Below are 18,645 nucleotides of genomic sequence, written 5' to 3'. Positions count from 1 at the left end.
CCGACATCCTCGGCGTCCCGGTCTCCCGCCCCGTCGTCGCCGAGACCACCGCCCTGGGCGCCGCCTACGCCGCCGGCCTGGCCGTCGGATTCTGGACCACCACCGACGAACTCCGCCAGAACTGGAACGAGGACAAACGCTGGCAGCCCACCTGGAACGACGACCAACGCCACCAGGGCTACGCAGGCTGGAAGAAGGCCGTCGACCGGACTCTCGACTGGGTCGACCTGAGTGACTGAGCGCGCCTTCGCCGGGGTGCGGCGGGTTGTTGGCCCGGAGTCCTTCCGGGCGACGGCCCGCCGCAACCCGGCCGCACGACACTGGTTCCGACCTCTCTCCGGGAGCATGCGGTGACATCTGTAGCCCTCGGCCCCCAGTACCGCGAGGACACCCTGCGCGGCCTGGCGGAGACCGAGTTCGACGTCGTGGTCGTCGGCGGCGGCGTCGTCGGCGCCGGCGCGGCGCTCGACGCGATCTCGCGGGGCCTGTCCGTCGCCCTCGTGGAGGCGCGGGACTGGGCGGCCGGTACGTCCAGCCGGTCCAGCAAACTGATCCACGGCGGGCTGCGCTACCTCGAACAGCGCGACTTCGGGCTGGTCAGGGAGGCACTGCGGGAGCGCGGCCTGCTGCTGCAGCGGCTCGCCCCGCACCTGGTGCGGCCCGTCCGGTTCCTCTACCCGCTGCGCAGCCGGGTCTGGGAGCGGGCGTACGTCAGCGCGGGCGTGACCCTGTACGACACGATGGGCGGCGCGCGCTCGCTGCCCCGGCACCGCCAGCTCACGCGGCGGGCCGCGCTGCGGGAGGCCCCCGCCCTGCGCTCGGACGCGCTGGTCGGGGCCGTCCAGTACTACGACGCGCAGGTCGACGACGCCCGCTACACGATGATGGTCGCCCGCACCGCCGCGCAGTACGGCGCCAGCGTGGCCACCCGCGCGGAGGCGACGGGGTTCCTGCGCGAGGGCGAGCGGGTGACCGGCGTCCGCGTCCTGGACCTGGAGGGCGACCGGGAGATCGCCGTGCGGGCCCGGCGCGTGGTGTGCGCGACCGGGGTGTGGACGGACGGCGCGCAGGCGATGACCGGGTCCCGGGCGGCGTTCGCCGTGCGGGCGTCGAAGGGCGTCCACCTGGTCGTGCCGCGCGACCGGATCCCGATGGGCACCGGGTTGATCACGCGGACCTCCAGGAGCGTCCTGTTCATCATCCCGTGGGGGCGGCACTGGCTCGTCGGCACCACCGACACCCCGCACGCCGACGGCCCCGACGAGCCCGTCGCCGACCACACCGACATCGGCTACCTCCTCGACCAGGCGAACGCCGTCCTGCGGACGCCGCTCACGCACGACGACATCGAGGGCGTCTACGCGGGGCTGCGGCCGCTGCTGTCCGGCGAGATGGACGACACCACGCGGCTCTCCCGCGAGCACGCCGTCGCCGAGCCGGTGCCCGGCCTCGTCGTCGTGACCGGCGGGAAGTTCACCACCTACCGCGTGATGGCGCGGGACGCGGTGGACGTCGTCGCCGAGGGCCTCGACGACTCCGTCCCCGCGTCGGTCACCGGCCGGCTGCCGATCCTCGGCGCCACCGGGTACGAGGTGCTGTGGAACGAGCGGCGCCGGCTCGCCGCCGAGTCCGGCCTGCACGTCGCGCGGATCGAGCACCTGCTGCACCGGTACGGGTCGTGCGCCCGGGAGGTGCTGGCCATGGTCGCCGGCGACCCGGCGCTCGGCGCCCCCATCCCCGGGGCCGGCGACTACCTGTGCGCCGAGGCCGTCTACGCGGTGACGCACGAGGGCGCGCTGCACCTGGAGGACGTCCTGGCGCGGCGGCTCCGCGTCTCGATCGAGGAGTGGGACGGCGGCGCGGCCGCGGCGTCCCGCGTCGCCGAGCTCGTCGCGCCCTGGCTCGGCTGGGACGACGAGCGCGTCAGCGGCGAGGTCAAGCGGTACGTGCAGCAGATCGCGGCGGAGCGCCGCGGCGGCCCGGCCCTGCGGGAGGCGCCCGTCACCGCCGCCTGACGGAGATCGGCGCCGGTCGGGGGAGACCGGCGCCGCTCACGCGAAGGTGGCGGTCATCGCCGTGGCGTCGCCCGGGGCGTGGATCGAGAGGGTCCCGTCCGGGGACCCGGCCGCCACGAACGGCTGCCCCGCGTGGACGGGCCTGCGGGCGCGGAACGACAGTTCGCGCACCTTCAGGCCCGCCCGGCGCGGCAGCTCCAGGCAGAGGATCGCGAGCAGCGGGCCGTGGACGACGAGCCCGGCGTGCCCCTCCACCCCGGTCGCGTACGCCTCGTCGTAGTGGATGCGATGGGCGTTGTAGGTGAGGGCGCTGAACCGGAACAGCATGACCGGGTCGGCGGTCGTGCTCAGCGTCCACGGCGCGTCCACGGCCGGCGCCTCGAACCGCGGCGGCTCCGGACGGGACGCCGCGCCGCCGCTGCGGTAGACGAGGTCCTGCTCCTCGACCGCGATCTCGGCGCCGTCCCGCAGGAACCTGTGCCGGACGGTCACGAACAGCATCTCCCCGCTGCGGCCCTGCTTCACCGCGGTGGACGCGAGCTCCGTCCGGCGCGTGACGGCGTCCCCGGCGCGCAGGGGATCGTGGATCCGGAACCGCCCGCCGGCGAACATGCGGCGCCGCTCGGGGATCGGCGGAAGGAACCGGCCCTCGCGAGGATGCCCGTCCGGTCCCAGGTCCCGCTGCGCGGGCCGTTCCAGGAAGTGCAGCCAGTGCCAGAGGGGCGGCAGCTCCTCCCCCGGCGGCGCGACGTCGAGCAGCCCGGCCAGCGCCTCCGACGGCCCTGCGCCGACGACCTCGGTCGTCTCCTCCGGTTCCGGGGCCCACCCCGCGATGTCGATCACGGGCCCATCGTCGCAGGCGCTACGCGAACGCGTTCACCCCGGTCAGCTCCGCCGACAGCTCCCACAGCCGCTCGGCCTGCGCCGGGTCGGTCGCGTAGGAGCGCACCCCGCTGGAGGGCGCGCCGACGCGGCCGCGGCGCGCGGGGTCGCCCTCGGGGGCCCGCTCGGCGACGTCGCAGTCCTCGCAGTACACGCCGCCCATGCCGGCCAGCCGCGGGGACGTGGCCGCCCACACCGCCGTCGCCGCGCCCTGCTCCGGCGTCTTGAACCCCTGGGCGATCTCGTTCCCGTCCTCGTCGACCCAGCCGTTCGCCACCTTCTCCTCCAGGGGGATGTGGCGCTGGAGGGGCGTCAGGATGCTCCCCGGATGGAGCGAGAAGGCCCGTACGGCGTCCTTGGCGAGCGCGTCCAGGTGGACGGCGAACAGCACGTTGGCCGTCTTCGCCTGCCCGTACGCCTCCCATTTGTCGTAGCCGCGCTCGAACTGCACGTCGTCCCACCGGATCGGGGAGAAGTGGTGCCCGCGCGACGAGACCGCGACCACCCGGGCCCCCGGCCCGACGGCCGGCCACAGGCGGTTCACCAGCGCGAAGTGCCCGAGGTGGTTGGTGGCGAACTGCGCCTCCCAGCCGGGCCCGACGCGCGTCTCCGGGCAGGCCATGACCGCCGCGTTGTTGATCAGGATGTCGATGCCGCGGCCGGACGCGAGGAACCGCTCCGCGAACCCGCGCACGCTCTCCAGGTCGGCCAGGTCCAGTTCGTCCACCTCGACGCCGTCGATGCCGCCGACGGCCTCCTTCGCCGCCTCCGGGCGCCGCGCGGGGACCACCACCTGCGCCCCCGCGCCCGCCAGCGCCCGCGTCGTCTCCAGGCCGAGGCCCGAGTACCCGCCGGTGACGACGGCGAGCCTCCCCGTGAGGTCGATGCCCGCGAGGACGTCCCTCGCCGTGCTCTCGAAGCCGAACCCCGATCCGATCGTGTGCTGTGGAGTGGTCATGCCCCGAACGCTACGAGCTGGAGCGCGCTCCAGGTCAATCCGGCGCCGGGACGAGCGGGCAGTGCGTGCCCCGGTAGACCGTCGGGACGCAGCGGTTGCAGTGGACGCACAGGGAGGGCGTGGACGGGTCGGCGGCGATCCGGTTCACGAGGTCGGGTTCGCGGAGGAGGGCGCGGGCCATGGCGACGAACTCGAAGCCCTCCGCCATCGCGGTGTCCATGCTCGCGCGGTCGGTGATGCCGCCGAGCAGGATCAGGGGCAGGTCGAGCTCGGCGCGGAACCTGCGCGCGTGCTCCAGCAGGTAGGCGTCCTGGTAGGGGTAGGAGCGCAGGAACCGATTGCCGAACATCCGCAGGCCGATCCGCATGGGCAGCTTGTAGCTGGCCGCGAACTCGGGGATGGGCATCTCCCCGCGGAACAGGTACATCGGGTTGAGCAGCGAGCTGCCGGCGGTCAGCTCCAGCGCGTCGACGGTGCCCTCCTCCTGGAGCCGGCGGGCGACGTGGAGGCTGTCGTCGATCTCCAGGCCGCCGCGCACGCCGTCGCGCATGTTGAGCTTGGCGGTGATCGCGATGCGGTCGCCGACCTCGTCCCGGACGGCGCGGGCGATGCCGAGCGCGACCTTGGCCCGGTTCTCGATCGGCCCGCCGTAGCCGTCCTTGCGGCGGTTGAGGCGGGGGCTGAGGAACGCGCTGGCCAGGTAGTTGTGCCCGAGGTGGATCTCGACCGCGTCGAAGCCGGACTCGATCGCCAGCCGCGCGGCCTCGGCGTGGGCGCGGGTGATGCGCTCGATGTCCTCCGCCTTGGCGACCTTGGTGAAGGCCATGCCGAGCGGGTTGAAGAACCGCCCGGCCGAGACGGCGGGCCGCCCGTTGGAGCTGGCGTCGGCGACCGGGCCGGCGTGCCCGAGCTGCGCGGACGCGGCGGCGCCCTCCGCGTGGACGGCGTCGGTGAGGCGCCGCAGCCCGGGGACGGCCTCCGGCCGCATCCAGATCTGCCGCCGCTCGGTCCGCCCCTCGGGCGCGACCGCGCAGTAGGCGACGGTGGTCATGCCCACTCCCCCGGCGGCCGGCCGCCGGTGGTACTCGATCAGGTCGTCGGTGACCAGCGCCTCGGGCGTCATCCCCTCGGACGTGGCCGCCTTGATCACACGGTTCCGCAGCGTCAGCGGCCCGAGCCGCGCCGGTTCGAAGACCTCCACGATCCGCCTCCTCGCCCCTGGGCTAGCCGAGCCGCTCGATGATGGTGACGTTGGCCTGGCCGCCGCCTTCGCACATGGTCTGGAGGCCGTAGCGGCCGCCGGTGCGGTCGAGCTCGTGCAGAAGGGTGGTCATCAGGCGGGCGCCGGTGGCGCCGAGGGGGTGGCCGAGGGCGATGGCGCCGCCGTTGGGGTTGGTCGTCGCCGGGTCGGCGCCGGTCTCCTTGAGCCAGGCGAGGACGACGGACGCGAACGCCTCGTTGATCTCGACGGCGTCGATCTCGCCGATCGTCATCCCGGTCTTCTTCAGCGCGTACGCGGTGGCGGGGATGGGCGCCGACAGCATCCGGATGGGGTCCTCTCCGCGCGCGGAGAGGTGGTGGACGCGGGCGCGCGGGGTGAGGCCGTGGTCCTTCACGGCCTGCTCGGAGGCGATGAGCAGCGCGGCCGCGCCGTCGGAGATCTGCGACGAGACGGCCGCGGTGAGGCGGCCGCCCTCCACCAGGGTCTTCAGGCCCGCCATCTTCTCCAGGGTGGTGTCGCGGCGCGGGCCCTCGTCGGTGGTGACGCCCTCCCAGGCGACGGTCTCGCGCTCGAACCGGCCCTCGTCGATGGCGCGGATGGCGCGCTGGTGGGACTCGTAGGCGAACGCCTCCATCTCCTCGCGGGAGATGTCCCAGTCGCGGGCGATCATCTCGGCGCCGTTGAACTGCGACACCTCGGTGTCGCCGTAGCGGCGCGCCCAGCCCGCCGAGCCCGCGAAGGGGCCCTCGGTGAAGCCGAGCGGCGCCGCGGCGGTCATCGCCGAGCCGATCGGGATCTGCGACATGTTCTGCACGCCGCCCGCGACGACCAGGTCCGACGTCCCGGACAGGACGGCCTGCGCCGCGAAGTGCACGGCCTGCTGGGAGGAGCCGCACTGCCGGTCGACCGTGACGCCGGGGACCTCCTCGGGGAGCCCGGCGGCCAGCCAGCAGGTGCGGGCGATGTCGCCGGCCTGCGGGCCGAGGGTGTCGACGCAGCCGAACACGACGTCCTCGACGGCGGCCGGGTCGATCTTCGTCCGGTCCATGAGGGCGGTCAGCACGTGCGCGCCGAGGTCGGCGGGGTGCACTCCGGCGAGCCCGCCGTTGCGGCGCCCGACCGGGGCGCGGACCGCGTCGACGATGTAAGCCTCGGCCATGGGGGGTGTCTCCTTCGTACGGGCCTAGCTCGCCTGGATCCCTTCGAGGAACATGGCGAGGTACTGCTTGGCGATGTCGTCGGCGGACAGCCGCCCGCCGTGCTGGTACCAGTTGGCCGCGACCCAGACGGTGTCGCGGATGAAGCGGTAGATGAGGGTCCGGTCGAGGTCGGCGCGGAACGCGCCCTCCTTGACGCCGCGGTCCAGCAGGGACAGCCACATCTCCTCGAACCGCCGCTGGGAGTCCAGGAGGTAGTGGAACCGCTCGCTGGTCGCGAGGTGCTTGGACTCGTTCTGGTAGAGGACGACCGCGGGACGGTGCCTGTCGATCGAGCGGAACGACTCGACGACGATGGCCTCCAGGGTGTCGCGCGCGCTGAGCCCGGCCTCCAGGACGCGGTCGTAGGCGGCCCACATGTCGTCCAGGAAGGTCGACAGGATCTCGTCGGCCATCGACTCCTTGGAGTCGAAGTGGTAGTAGAGGCTGCCGCCGAGGATCCCTGCGGCGTCGGCCACCTTCCGGACGGTGGTGGCGGAGTAGCCCTGGGAGGCGAACACCTCGGCGGCCGTGGCGAGCAGCTCGGCCCGCCGCCCCGCGCGGGCGGCGGCGGTGCCCTCGGCGTCGCGCCGTCGTGGACTCATGCGCAGTTCCTCATGTACCGGTGTCCTAAGCGTGCTGGGAGGAGACGGAGACGACCTCGCCCGTCATGTACGACGAGTAGTCGCTGGCCAGGAAGACGATAACGTTGGCCACCTCCCACGGCTCGGCGTAGCGGCCGAACGCCTCCCGGCGCGTCAGCTCCTCCAGCAGCTCCTCCGACGTCACCTTGACCAGGTGCGGGTGCATGGCCAGGGACGGGGAGACGGCGTTGACCCGGACGCCGAAGTCGGCCGCCTCCAGCGCGGAGCAGCGGGTGAGCGCCATGACCCCCGCCTTGGCTGCGGCGTAGTGCGCCTGCCCCTTCTGCGCCCGCCAGCCGATCACCGAGGCGTTGTTGACGACGACGCCGGAGCCCTGGTCGCGCATGAGGCGCAGGGCGGCGCGGGTGCAGCGCATCGTGCCGGTGAGGGTGATGTCGAGGACGCGGCCCCACTGCTCGTCGGTCATGTCGACGAGGTCCGCCGTCCCGCCGAGCCCGGCGTTGTTCACCGCGACGTCGATGCGGCCGAACCGCTCCACGGCCCGGCCGTAGAGGGCCTGGACCTGCTCCTCGGAGGTGACGTCGCAGGGCAGCGCGTCGACCCGGTCGGCGCCGAACTCCTTCTCCAGCTCCGCCGCGGTCGCGGCGAGCCGCCGCTCGTGCGCGTCGGAGACCAGGACGCGGGCGCCCTCCTCCAGGCAGCGGCGGGCGGTGGCGCCGCCGATGCCGGCCCCCGCCGCCGCGGTGATCACGACGGCGCGGCCGGCGAGCAGGCCGTGCCCGGGGACGTAGGGGGGCGGGGTCATCCGCGTGCCTTCCTGTCGGCGGCCGGTTCACGGGGCAGGCCGAGCACGCGCTCGGCGATGATGTTGCGCTGGATCTCGTTCGACCCGGCGTAGATCGTGTCGGAGCGGGAGAACAGGAACAGCCGCTGCCAGTCGTTCAGGTCGTAGGGCTGCGCGGTCCCGCCGTCCGGACCGGTGCCCGGCGCCCCGTCAGCGACGAGGCCGGCGGCGCCGAGGACGTCCATGGCCAGCTCGCCGAGCTCGCGGTGCCAGGTGCCCCAGACGAGCTTGGAGATCGACGACTCGGGGCCGGGGGCGCCCGACGCGACGCCCGCCATGGTGCGCACCGCGTTCAGCCGCATGATCTCCAGGCCCATGTAGGACCGGGTCAGCCGGTCGCGCAGCAGGGGGTCGTCGATGGCGCCGGTGCGGCGGGCGAGGTCGGCGACGCCCTCGAACTCGCGCCGGAACCCGACCTGCTGGCCGAGCGTCGCGACGCCGCGCTCGAACCCGAGCGTCGCCATCGCGATCTTCCAGCCCTCGCCGGGCTCCCCGACGATGTTGCCCGCGTCGGTGCGGGCGCCGTCGAAGAACACTTCGTTGAACTCGGAGGTGCCGGTGAGCTGGACGATCGGCCGGATGTCCACGCCGTCCTGGCGCATCGGGACGAGCAGGTACGACAGGCCCCTGTGGCGCGACGACCCCGGCTCGGTGCGGCACACGACGAAGCACCAGTCGGCTTCGAGGGCCAGCGACGTCCACACCTTCTGCCCGTCGACCAGCCAGTGGTCCCCGGCGAGCTCGGCGCGGGTCTGGACGTTGGCGAGGTCGGAGCCCGCGTTCGGCTCGGAGTAACCCTGGCACCACAGCTCCCGCGCCGCCACGATCGGCGGCAGGAAGCGGGCGCGCTGCTCGTCGGTGCCGAAGGCGATGATCGTGGGCCCGAGCAGGTTCTCGCCGATGTGGTTGACCCGGGCCGGCCCGTCGGCGAGCGCGTACTCCTCGTGGAAGATCACCTGCTGCTCGACGGTGGCGCCGCGGCCGCCGTACTCGCGGGGCCAGCCGACGCAGGTCCAGCCTGCGGCGGCCATGTGACGCTCCCAGGCCAGCCGCTCCTCGAAGGCCTCGTGCTCGCGGCCGGGGCCGCCGAGCCCGCGGGCGTGCGCGAACTCGCCCGACAGGTTGCCCTGGAGCCAGTCGCGGACCTCGGCGCGGAAGGCCCGGTCCGCGGGGGACTCGTTCTGCTTCACGCCAGGGACTCTACCAAACAGTTGTTAGAAAGAATCACCCCCCAGGGCGGGTTCCGCCTCCAGAGCGACCACCGGCCGCTCGGCGAGCGGCGCGGCGGAGGCCGCGGCCCGGGGCGGCGCGAGAACCGGCGCGGCGGCCGCGCGCCCGCGGTGGAGCAGGTCGAACAGGCGGTCCCACCGGGCGAGGACGGCGTCCGGCCCGAACCGCGACACCGACACGCGGGCGCGGGCCCCGAGCGCGCGGCGCAGCTCGGGTTCCTCGATGAGCCGCCCGAGCGCGGCGGCGAACGCGGTGACGTCGCCCGGCGGGGCCAGCAGCCCGTCCCGGCCGTCCTCGACCAGCGCCCGGACGCCCGGCGCGCAGTCGAACGCCACCGTGGGCAGCCCGTACGCCATGGCCTCCAGCACCGACATCGGGAAGCCCTCGGCCCGCGAGGGCAGCGCGAACACCGACGCCTCGACGAGCGCCTCCTCGACCTCGCAGACCACGCCCCGGAACTCGACGGAGCCGGACAGCCCGGCGGCGTCCGCCCGCGCCCGCAGGTCCTCCTCGTCCGGACCGCCGCCGTAGACGTGCAGCCGCCAGCCCGGATGCCGTCCGGCGACGCGCTCCCACACCTCCAGCAGCAGGTCCACGCCCTTCTCGTAGGCCAGGCGGCCGACGCAGGCGACGACCGGCAGGTCGAGCGTGGGATGCACGCCGGGCGTGACGTGCAGCGCGTTCGGGATGTGGTCCACGTTGGTCATGCCGTCCCTGGCCCAGGCATCGGCGTCCTCGGCGGTGAGCACCAGCATCCGGTCCGCGCGGGCGTAGAGATCCTTGACCCGCCGGTACCGCGACGACCTCCGGGTCGCCTGGTAGGACTCGTGGCTCATGCCCACGACGCGCAGCCCGGAGGTGTCGGCGAGCCGCACCCACTCCATCGCCCACACCTGCGCCACGATGACGACCGCCCCCGGCCGCGCGGCGGCGAACAGCTCCGACAGGCGCGCCGCGCCGCGCCGCTGGGCGGCCGTCCGCCACAGGTCCCGGGCCCGAGCCGCCGGGTCGAGCCGCTGCAGCGCCTTGCGCGGGCGCCAGGCCATGGCGGGCGGGCCCCACTCCCCGTGCAGCACCTCGACGGCGTAGGAGCCGTCGCGGCCGTGGTGGTACGGCTCCGGCCCCCGCGTGATCCCGACGAGGGTGACGCGGTCGCCGCGCCCGGCCAGCAGCCGCGCCATGTGGTGCGCCCACCGCTGGAGGCCGCCCATCTCGTCGGCGTTGTTGCACACGATGAAGACGTCACGCGGCGCGGTCATGGCGTTTCCCTCCTGCTCGGCGCGGCGGGGAAGTAGCGGTCCACCACCGTCTTCGCGGCGGTGCCGCGTTCGTGCTCGCCGAAGCGCGCGGCGAACGCGCGGCGCCGCCCGGCGTGCTCGGCCCCGGCCGCGTCCAGGCCGGCGAGCGCGGCGACGAGCTCGTCCTCGGTGCGGGTGATCGGCCCAGGAGCGTGCCGCTCCAGGTCGAAGTAGCCGGTGGCGAGGTCCCTGCCCTCCGGGAGGTGCAGCACGATCGGCCGGTCGAGCAGGGCGAAGTCGAACATGATCGAGGAGTGGTCGGTGACGAGGGCGTCCGCCAGCAGCAGGAGCGGCGTCACGTCGGGGACCGCGCCGACGTCCCGCATGACGGCACGGGCGCCCGGCGGGACGTTCGCCCGGCACAGGTAGTGGGGCCGGACGAGCAGGACGCACTCCTCCCCCAGCTCTCGCGCGAAGACCCCCGGATCCACAGGCGGGTCGAGGAGCCGGACGGGACGCCCCTTCGGCCCGGTGACGTACGTGGGCGCGTACAGGACTGCCCGGCGCCCGTCGTCCAGGCCGAGCGACTCGCGCAGGGCCGCGACCTCGGCGGCCAGCTCCGGGTCGCCGTCCACCCCGTTGACCAGGGGGTCGTTGCGGGGATACCCCACCGGGAGCAGCTCGGAGCGCACGCCGAGGCCGCTGCAGAGCGTCTCGGAGTCGTGCCCGGAACGCACCAGGAAGCAGTCGAAGCGCTCCACCATCCGCCGCAGCCGCTCCTGGTCGCCCGCGGGCCCCGACTTCATCCGCGGCTGGTCCAGCCCCATCAGCTTGAACGCCGACCCGTGCCAGGTCTGGATGTAGGTGGTCTCGGGACGCTTGCGCAGCCGGTCCGGGAAGCCCTGGTTGTCGATCCAGAACTGGGCCCGCGCGAGCGCCAGGTAGTACGCCCAGGACCCGCGCTTGACGAGCCGGGCGTCGTCGGGGAACCCCTTGGGGGACGAGGCGTACGACCACACGGCCGTCACCGGGCGGCCGGACCTGCGCAGTTCCCGGTAGATGTACTTGGGGTTGTCGGAGTAGTGGCGGCCGAGCTGGCTCTCGAAGACCGCCAGGCCGGCCCGGACGGGCAGCCGGCTCAGCACCCGGTTGAACACGATGATCTTGGTGTTCCGGCCGGTCAGGGTCCGGCGCACCGCCCGGCCCAGCTCCCGGAACCGGTGCCGGGTCAGCCGTCCCGGGCGGGACAGGGCGGCGCGGCGCGCGGCGGCGCGGGTGAGCCGCGCCCACGGGCTCCCCGCCTCCAGGGCGAACGCCAGGTGCCCGCCCTCGGTGACGTAGGAGCGGAGCCGGTCCCCCGCGAACCGCGTCAGCCGCGGCCGGACGGGCAGCGAGACCCCGCCGAGCGACGGCGACCCGCGCCCCTCGCCGAGCCGGGTGACCACCTCCTCGCCGTCCACCCGGATGCGCAGCCGCACGTCCCAGACGGGGTCGATGAACCCGAGGGGGCGGATCCTGCGGGCGGGGTCGAACTCGGCGCGCCAGGTGAGCCGGTCGCCCTCATGCCGGACGGACGCGCGGACCCGCCCCTTCCGCGAGCGGCCGCGCCGGTCGCGGAACTCCAGCGTCCCGGCCAGCTCGGCATCCCGCGGGATCCGCTCCAGCGGGTTCAGCACGTGGCCGGCCATGAGCACGCGGCCGCCGCGCGTCTCCAGCCGCGTCACGGTGTTCGCCGGGCGCAGCTCCCGGAGGGGACGCACATGGAACCCGAAGGACGTGACGTCCCGGACGCGGCGGCCGAGCGTGCCGCGCGGGCGACCGGCGCCCCAGTAGACCCGCCCGTCCCGCTCCACCAGGCGGGCGCGCAACTCGGGGCGCTTCACGGGGTCGTACTCGGCGGCGGCGAGCGCGCCCGCGTGATCGCCCTCGCGGATCAGGTGCGCGGCGATCGCGGGCAGCGGGTTGGCCTGCTCGAAGACCCGCGGGTCCAGCTCATCCAGGTAGGCGGCGGCCAGGTCGAGGAAGCGCGCCTGGTGGGCCGGGTCGCGGTCGCGCAGGTCGCGCAGGTACAGCACCAGGTCGTGGTTGACGAACTTGACGTCCTTGGCCCGCTGCAGGTCGTAGGCGCCGCGCAGCGCGAAGAGCATGTCGATGCGGCGGTGGATCTCCAGCCGGTCGGTGAAGTTGGCCAGGTCGGCGCGCCGGTTGGAGATCGACGGCGCCCGCGTCCGCTCCTTGACCAGCCAGTTGTAGACGCGGTGCGGGATCAGGGCGGTCCGCCCCGCCTCCAGGTAGGCCTCGGCGGTGAACAGCAGGTCCTCGTAGTGCAGCCGCTCGACGAACCGCAGGCCGTGCTCCTCCAGGAAGCCGCGCCGGTAGGCCTTGTTGGTCGAGAGGGTGTCGTAGAGGAGATCGGGTCTCTCGCTCAGCGACCCGTAGACCGCGCTGTGCCGGTAGAGCCACGGGTACCAGGGGCGGATCCGCCCTTTGGCGCCCTCGGGCAGGTCGAGGAAGATCCGGTCGCAGAGCCCCGAGACCACGTCGGCGCCGGTGTCCTCGGCGGCGGCGAGGAGGTTGAGGCAGGCGTGCCGGTCCAGCAGGTCGTCGCTGTCGAGGAACATCACGTACCGGCCGGTGGACTCCTCGATCCCGGTGTTGCGGGGACGGCCGCAGCCGCCGGAGTTGGCCGGCAGGTGGACGGTCCGGACCCGCCCCGGATGGGCCGCGGCGAGCCGGTCGGCGGCCTCGCCCGTCCCGTCGGTGCTCGCGTCGTCGACGATCACCGTCTCGACGCCGCCCAGCGACTGCGCCAGCGTCGAGGCCACCGCCCGCGGAAGCCTGCGGGCGTCGTTGTAGGCGATCACCACCACGCTGACATCCGGGCGCACCGCCATGGGCATCCCCCTCCGCAGACTCCGGCGTGCTGGATTCCTTTCCAGGAACTCCGCACTGAGGTCCAAGAGGGATCAAAGGCTGTCAACGCTTAGCATTACCCACCGTCACCGGAGGGTTTGGGCACAACACCCGGAACGCCAGAAGGCGCCCGGCCTGGAGGCCGGGCGCCTTCGCGAAGCGCGCACCTTCTCGGGACGCGTCGGATCAGCGGGCGTAGTCGGGGTAGCCGTAGCCGACGACCTGCGACTTCTCGCGGACCTTCTTCTGCACCGCGTTGTCGGTGTTGCCCTCGACGGTGGTGATGCTGCCGTCGCCGTTGTCCTTGACGACGATGCCGACGTGGTCGATGTCACCGATGCCGGCCTTGGAGCCGTCCTGCCAGTCGAAGAACACCACGGCGCCCGGCCTGGCCTTGTGGCCCCAGCGGTCGGTCTGCTTGAACCAGCTGGCGTGCTGGACGGTGTAGGCGTCCCAGCCCATGTTCTTGACGCCGGTCTGGGCGCCGAGCCAGGAGACGAACATGTTGCACCACTGGGCGCCGTTGTACTCCTTGACCGAGAAGCCGCCGTCGCGCTTGGCGGTGGCCTTCGCGTGCGGAGTCGAGATGTACCACTTGTGGTACTTGGTCTGACCGCCCTTGCCCTCGTGGACGCCGACCTGCGACTCCGCGAGCTTGATCACTTCGGCGGGCTTGACCGCGTGCGGGGGGACCTTGAAGCCCTCGCGCCGCGCCTCGGCGACGGCGTTCTCGGCCTTCACCGTCTTGGCCCGGGAGGGCTGGTGAGCGGCGGTCCCCTGCTCGGAGACCACCGCCGCCTGGGCGGAGGTCTCGGCGGCCGCGCGGCCGCCGGCGAGGGGGTTGACCACCGAGAGCCCGACCGCGCCCGCCAGGACCGCGCCCACGGCGACGCCGACGGCCTTGTCCTCGGGGGTGAGGCGGTTGAGCGAAAGTCGATCGAAAAGACCGGACATGCAGGGAATCTCCTTGTCTTCCATGGCGCCTACCGGGTTAGCTGACGGATTCGGGCATGGAAGCAGCCCTACGGCGCGACTCTCGGGCGCGCCGATTCACCCCAGAAACGTGGGTCCCCGGCTCCGCTCCGGTCACCGACCGGACGGACTCGGCCTCGCACCGCGGGAGCGGTGCAGGTATACGGATGTTCTCTCTGGCAGATCTTGATGAGGGGGCGCGCGTCGATTGGCGCGCATCGCGTGCGGATACCGCTCCGCGATCCTCGGCCGCGCATGGTGCGGCCGGTGGCAACGCATGGGACGCGCTGCGTGATTCGGGATCGAAGGTACCAACCTTCTCAAGAAAAGCAAACCAGGCATAAAGTAAAGTCTTGCCTGCTCAAAGCCCTCTCAAGAGACTCCCAACACCGGGGCGGCACCGCCTCTTCCCGATCTTTCTCGAGAGGCGCCCAACCCCTTGCCCGCCGCCCTTACCGAGCCTTCGGGAAAAGGTAAAGAAGATCGAATAGGGGGCGTCGGACGGTCTCCGCCGAGGCGGCCCGCCACCCGGCCGCCCCGCCGGGTGAGGCGCACGTCACACTAGGTGATCTTCGCTGGCCAGGCGTGCCGTCCGTCACCGCGAGGCCCGGACGGTCACTCCACGTAAAGGGCGAACAGCGTGGTGTCGTCCGCCGCCCGGTCGTGCTCCATCCGCGCCAGCACCTCGTCCAGCACCCGGTCGGGACGCGTGGAGGAGTCCCGCAGGATGTGGGTCAGGCGGACGATCCGCTCGTCCAGGTCCGCGTCCCGGCGCTCCACCAGGCCGTCGGTGTAGAGGAAGAGCATGTCGCCCGACGTGAGCCCGGTGGTGATCGTCGTGTACTCCCAGCCGGGCATGGCGCCGAGCATCGGGTCGCGGACCACCTCCAGCGGGGTCGCCCGCCCGTCCCGGACCAGGATCGGCGGCGGATGGCCCGCGCACGTCCACTCCAGGACGTGCCGGGACGGGTCGTAGTGGGCGACGATGGCGGTGCCCGTCGCCGGCGGGTCCATGCCGCCGATCAGCTCGTTCAGCCAGCCGACCAGCCGCCCCGGGCGCTCCCCCGTGCAGGCGAGACCCAGCAGGCCGTTCCGGGTGCGCGCCATCGCCGCCGCCGCCGGCAGCCCGTGCCCGGCAGCGTCCCCGATCGCGAACATCGCCCGCCCGTCCTGGAGGGCCTTGGTCGCGAACCAGTCGCCCCCGATGCGGGCCGTGCTCTCCGCCGCCATGCTGCGGATCGAGGTGCACAGGCCCGGCAGCTGCTCGACCTCGTCCTCGTCCGGCAGGATGGCCCGCCGCAGGGTCACCGCCACGCGCCGCTCCTGGGCCGTCCGCGCCTGCTGGCGCAGCATCTGCCGCCGGGTCTCGGCCAGCGCGCGCTCCACCCCGCGCCGCCGGGTGATGTCCTGCGACACGATGTTGATCGAAACGGGCAGGCCGGACTCGCCCAGCACGGGCTCGGCGAACACCCACAGATGGCGGGGCGTCCCGTCATGGCTGATCACGCGGTGCTCCGCCTCGACCGGTTCACGCCGCGAGAACATGGTCTGGACGGCCTCCTCGACCAGCGGCAGGTCGTCGTCGGCCACGACCTTCGGCAGGTCGTGCGGCATCGGCGGCACCTCGTCGGAAGACAGGCCGTAGTTGGCCAGCATCTGCGGCGTCCAGTCCGCCTCCCCGGTGGCGAGGTCCCACTCCCCGAACCCGATCAGCGCGAGCCGCTCGACCCGCTCCAGCCGCCGCGCGATACGGTCCTCGGCCAGGTGGTACCGCCATGTCACACAGATACCGGTAGGCACCCGCACGCATCGCACACTCATCCGCGACGAGCGGGACAGGCCCCGCTGAGCCGTCGAGTACTGGATCGAGGAACGTTCCAAACGCGTCCCGGACTCCAGCACCCCGACGTAGTCGTCGAACAGGCCGCTGAGCACCGCCCCCGGGTCCGTCCGCAGCAGCCGCAGTCCGGTCAGCTCCTCCCGGCCCCGCCCGAACATGTCCTTGGCGACGCCGTTGAGCTCCGCGAAAAGGAAGTCGACCACGCTGCCGTCCGGCCCCCGCACCGGGACCAGGTGGGCCGCCGAGTCGAGCGCCCCCTCCAGCACCGCCGTCGCCGCCGGGTCGTCGGGCACCCCCGCGAGGATCTCCGCGTCCCCCGCGGTGTCCTCGGCCGTCACCCGGCGCAGGACGTCCTCGGCCTCCGACAGGACCGCCTGGCGCTCCGCGGGCACCTCCTCGGCGCGCGGCGCCCTCCGCCCCGCCACCACGGCCCCCACCGGCCCGCCGCCGCCGTCCTTGACCAGCAGCGACGCCGCCTCGGCCATGTCGATGTCCAGATCGCGCGCGAGCCAGATCAGGTGCTGCAGGGCCTCGCCCGGCGGGACGCCGAGACGCCGGGCCAGCACGACCCGCGCCTCCGCCAGCACGGCCCGGTCGCGCGCCGCGCCCCGGAGGTCCTCCACGTCCGCGCCGGGCACCCCGGGCTGCGTGCCTTCCGCTTCCGCCAACCCCGTCCCCCGTTCGGCGTCACCTGCCCCTGGGAGAAAAAAGCTACATACGTCAGTGAGGGACTATTCGCCCATGTCCCTGCAAAGAGGCTAGATCTTTGCCCGGGTTTTCCGTTCACGCCCGAAGCCGACCACTTCCGGTGACCGTCTCAAAACGGACCCGTTCCCCGCCGTGTGACCCACGTCACACCCGCGTCACCTGCCGCGTCAGCGAGGTGATCCGCGCCGCCGCCGTCCCGAACGGAGTCCCCGCCGGATGCAGCGTCAGCACCACCACGATCTTGTCCCCCACGACCCCCGTCGTGTGCAGCACGGGCCGCCCCAGCCCCAGGTCGGGCCGCCACGCCGCCGGCCGCACATGGCACGGCTCCGACGGCGTCTCCCCGAACCCCGACCACCCCTGCTTGACGGCCCACGGCCGCTTCACCGCCCGCGGGATCCCGAACGTCTGGTCGAACCCGTCCGTCCCGCAGGGCGTCGACGCCCGCAACTGCTGGAGCACGAACTCCCGCTGCCCCTCCGGCGCCCGTTCCAGCAGGTACCGGTACATCCGCACCACGTCCCGCGCACTGAGCGCCGTGTAACCCCAGAACCCGGGCTTCTCCGCGGGCGGCGGCGCGGTGTCCTCCAGCCCCATCTTCCGCACCATGCGCTCGATGATCTGCTTCCGCCCGCCCCGCCGCCAGAACTCCGTGGCGGCCCCGTCGTCACTGGACCGCAGCATCGGCACCAGCAGCCGCCGATCGGCCGCCGACACCTCATGCCGATCCATGTAGTCCACCGCGATGAGGATCTTCACCACCGAGGCCGACCGGAACGTCCGCCGCGTCGCCCGCGCGACCACCACCCGCCCGGCGGCCCGATCGAACACCTCGTACGAGGCCCGCACACCAACCGGCACCCGCACGACCGGCGCCTTGGACGGCGCCTCCGAAACCCGCGGCACGGACCTCTCCGGCTCAGGACTCCCGCTCACCGCCCGAGCCCCTCCACCGTCCCCGCACCCGCACACCAGCCCCAGGCCCAAGACCCCGGCCAGCACCGCCCGCAAACGCACCATCAGGCCTGCCTACCAGAGATCCGCGCCCCCGTATCTCGGTACGCACGACCCCGCAGACTGCGCTACAGTAATCACGCCCGCTCAAACGGGCACCGGGACGTAGCGCAGTTTGGCAGCGCACTTGACTGGGGGTCAAGGGGTCGTGGGTTCAAATCCCGCCGTCCCGACAGGGTTTTCGCAGGTCAGAGGGGCTTCGAGCATCGCACTCGAGGCCCCTTTTCGGTTCCCGAACGACGCTCGGGAGCCACAGGGGGAGCCATCACCCCCCAGCCTCAATGCCAGAAAGGGACTTTCGTCCCGGTGGTTCGACCGCGTTAGCCGGATATGCCGCGCTGAGTGCATGACGCTCGGTCAAACGGTCCGCACCGGTCACGTCCAGTGGAATGGTGAACCAGTTCCCGCGTGATTCAGGGCTGGGCGGACTTGGGGACGCAGCTGAACAGGGGGCGCGGATAGTAGGGGCTGGCACCGCTGCCGGCCCGACCCGGTCAGCGTCGATCCGATCGCCTCGACCAGGGCGGCGTGCGTCGGTACCGGTTGGATGCCGGTCAGGCCGCCGGCGACCAGCCGTGCAGGAACGCCACCCAGCCCGCACCCCACGCCCCGCTCATCGGGTCGGACCAGGGTGCTGGGCGTGGACGACTTCGCCCTGCACTGCGGCCGAATCTACGGAACGATCCCAATTGTCTTCCCACCCAGCAGGCCCGTGGACGTCCTGCCTAGGGCGTGTCCGGCGGATCACGTGTTGCTCCAGAGCAGAGCAGTTACCAGGACGATCGCTGTCCGGTAGGTGCGGGCGAGTTTGTCGAACCGGGTGGCGTGGCCGCGCCATTGTTTGAGACGTCCGATGCAGCGTTCGACTGCGCGGCCCTCCCCTCGCCGGCGTGGCCCTGAGCGGAAGTACCAGCCTCATGGAGGGGATCGGTGCTGCTGAGACCGCGTCAGAGGACGGGGGGAGAGAACTCGATGCTGCGCGTTGGGCGTGGTGTTCGCCCGGCGTCT

Annotated in this window: 13 protein-coding genes, 1 tRNA gene, 1 pseudogene and 1 riboswitch; of the genes and pseudogenes, 3 read left to right on the top strand and 12 right to left on the bottom strand. The window is 73.0% G+C overall.

All coding sequences use genetic code 11. From position 1 onward, the window contains the following. Together ABWI04_RS16055 and ABWI04_RS16050 are read left to right on the top strand one after the other, a co-directional pair. Positions 1-239 (top strand): annotated as a pseudogene (locus ABWI04_RS16055) (glycerol kinase); the annotation flags it as partial. A gap of 111 nt (positions 240-350) precedes the next feature. Next, on the top strand, positions 351-2,015 hold the full coding sequence (locus ABWI04_RS16050; protein WP_353832905.1) for a glycerol-3-phosphate dehydrogenase/oxidase: 1,665 nt from the start codon (positions 351-353) through the stop codon (positions 2,013-2,015). A gap of 36 nt (positions 2,016-2,051) precedes the next feature. On the opposite strand, the gene ABWI04_RS16045 is transcribed toward ABWI04_RS16050, so the two are convergent. The 12 genes from ABWI04_RS16045 to ABWI04_RS15990 form a co-directional block, all read right to left on the bottom strand. Beyond that, positions 2,052-2,858, bottom strand: a complete 807-nt coding sequence (locus tag ABWI04_RS16045) for an HTD2 family dehydratase (protein ID WP_353832904.1) — start codon at positions 2,856-2,858, stop codon at positions 2,052-2,054. Positions 2,859-2,877: 19 nt separating this feature from the next. Continuing rightward, positions 2,878-3,855, bottom strand: a complete 978-nt coding sequence (locus ABWI04_RS16040) for an SDR family NAD(P)-dependent oxidoreductase (RefSeq protein ID WP_345172484.1) — start codon at positions 3,853-3,855, stop codon at positions 2,878-2,880. 34 nt (positions 3,856-3,889) lie between these two features. Next, positions 3,890-5,056 (bottom strand): NADH:flavin oxidoreductase, encoded by a 1,167-nt coding sequence (locus ABWI04_RS16035; RefSeq protein ID WP_345172482.1) that lies wholly within the window; start codon positions 5,054-5,056, stop codon positions 3,890-3,892. Positions 5,057-5,078: 22 nt separating this feature from the next. Beyond that, a complete protein-coding gene (locus tag ABWI04_RS16030) occupies positions 5,079-6,236 on the bottom strand; it encodes an acetyl-CoA C-acetyltransferase (protein WP_345172480.1) in 1,158 nt (385 codons plus the stop codon). Positions 6,237-6,260: 24 nt separating this feature from the next. After that, positions 6,261-6,878, bottom strand: coding sequence for a TetR-type transcription factor C-terminal domain-containing protein (locus tag ABWI04_RS16025; RefSeq protein WP_345172478.1), 618 nt, complete (start codon positions 6,876-6,878; stop codon positions 6,261-6,263). Between the two features lie 25 nt (positions 6,879-6,903). After that, complete coding sequence (locus ABWI04_RS16020) at positions 6,904-7,683, bottom strand: SDR family oxidoreductase (RefSeq protein ID WP_353832903.1); 780 nt, start codon at positions 7,681-7,683, stop codon at positions 6,904-6,906. Continuing rightward, on the bottom strand, positions 7,680-8,912 hold the full coding sequence (locus ABWI04_RS16015) for an acyl-CoA dehydrogenase family protein (protein ID WP_345172474.1): 1,233 nt from the start codon (positions 8,910-8,912) through the stop codon (positions 7,680-7,682). Before ABWI04_RS16015 ends, ABWI04_RS16020 begins: the two co-directional genes overlap by 4 nt. Before the next feature lie 24 nt (positions 8,913-8,936). Further along, positions 8,937-10,211 (bottom strand): glycosyltransferase, encoded by a 1,275-nt coding sequence (locus ABWI04_RS16010; protein WP_353832902.1) that lies wholly within the window; start codon positions 10,209-10,211, stop codon positions 8,937-8,939. Continuing rightward, complete coding sequence (locus ABWI04_RS16005; protein ID WP_353832901.1) at positions 10,208-13,084, bottom strand: bifunctional glycosyltransferase/CDP-glycerol:glycerophosphate glycerophosphotransferase; 2,877 nt, start codon at positions 13,082-13,084, stop codon at positions 10,208-10,210. Before ABWI04_RS16005 ends, ABWI04_RS16010 begins: the two co-directional genes overlap by 4 nt. 205 nt (positions 13,085-13,289) lie before the next feature. Beyond that, positions 13,290-14,057, bottom strand: coding sequence for a CHAP domain-containing protein (locus ABWI04_RS16000; protein ID WP_353832900.1), 768 nt, complete (start codon positions 14,055-14,057; stop codon positions 13,290-13,292). A 12-nt stretch (positions 14,058-14,069) separates the two neighbouring features. Beyond that, positions 14,070-14,222, bottom strand: a riboswitch (cyclic di-AMP (ydaO/yuaA leader). Between the two features lie 468 nt (positions 14,223-14,690). After that, positions 14,691-16,583 carry a PP2C family protein-serine/threonine phosphatase gene (locus ABWI04_RS15995; protein ID WP_353832899.1) on the bottom strand — a complete coding sequence of 631 codons (1,893 nt, stop codon included), beginning with the start codon at positions 16,581-16,583 and terminating at the stop codon, positions 14,691-14,693. A gap of 184 nt (positions 16,584-16,767) precedes the next feature. Continuing rightward, a complete protein-coding gene (locus ABWI04_RS15990; RefSeq protein ID WP_353832898.1) occupies positions 16,768-17,529 on the bottom strand; it encodes a hypothetical protein in 762 nt (253 codons plus the stop codon). A 207-nt stretch (positions 17,530-17,736) separates the two neighbouring features. Between ABWI04_RS15990 and ABWI04_RS15985 the strand changes: the two genes are divergently transcribed. Further along, positions 17,737-17,810 (top strand) — tRNA-Pro (locus tag ABWI04_RS15985). Positions 17,811-18,645 lie beyond the last annotated feature (835 nt).

The organism is Actinomadura sp. NPDC000929 (assembly GCF_040492065.1).
GTDB classification, from domain to species: Bacteria; Actinomycetota; Actinomycetes; order Streptosporangiales; family Streptosporangiaceae; genus Spirillospora; species Spirillospora verrucosospora.
The sequence above is the reverse complement of the archived record's forward strand: the minus strand, read 5'-3'. Positions and strand labels throughout refer to the sequence as shown.

Bases quoted from the DNA above. Each gene is read 5' to 3' on its own strand.
- ABWI04_RS16040 (WP_345172484.1), bottom strand. From the start codon at position 3,855: ATGACCACTCCACAGCACACGATCGGATCGGGGTTCGGCTTCGAGAGC.
- ABWI04_RS16030 (WP_345172480.1), bottom strand. From the start codon at position 6,236: ATGGCCGAGGCTTACATCGTCGACGCGGTCCGCGCCCCGGTCGGGCGC.
- ABWI04_RS16025 (WP_345172478.1), bottom strand. From the start codon at position 6,878: ATGAGTCCACGACGGCGCGACGCCGAGGGCACCGCCGCCGCCCGCGCG.
- ABWI04_RS16020 (WP_353832903.1), bottom strand. From the start codon at position 7,683: ATGACCCCGCCCCCCTACGTCCCCGGGCACGGCCTGCTCGCCGGCCGC.
- ABWI04_RS16010 (WP_353832902.1), bottom strand. From the start codon at position 10,211: ATGACCGCGCCGCGTGACGTCTTCATCGTGTGCAACAACGCCGACGAG.
- ABWI04_RS16005 (WP_353832901.1), bottom strand. From the start codon at position 13,084: ATGGCGGTGCGCCCGGATGTCAGCGTGGTGGTGATCGCCTACAACGAC.
- ABWI04_RS16000 (WP_353832900.1), bottom strand. From the start codon at position 14,057: ATGTCCGGTCTTTTCGATCGACTTTCGCTCAACCGCCTCACCCCCGAG.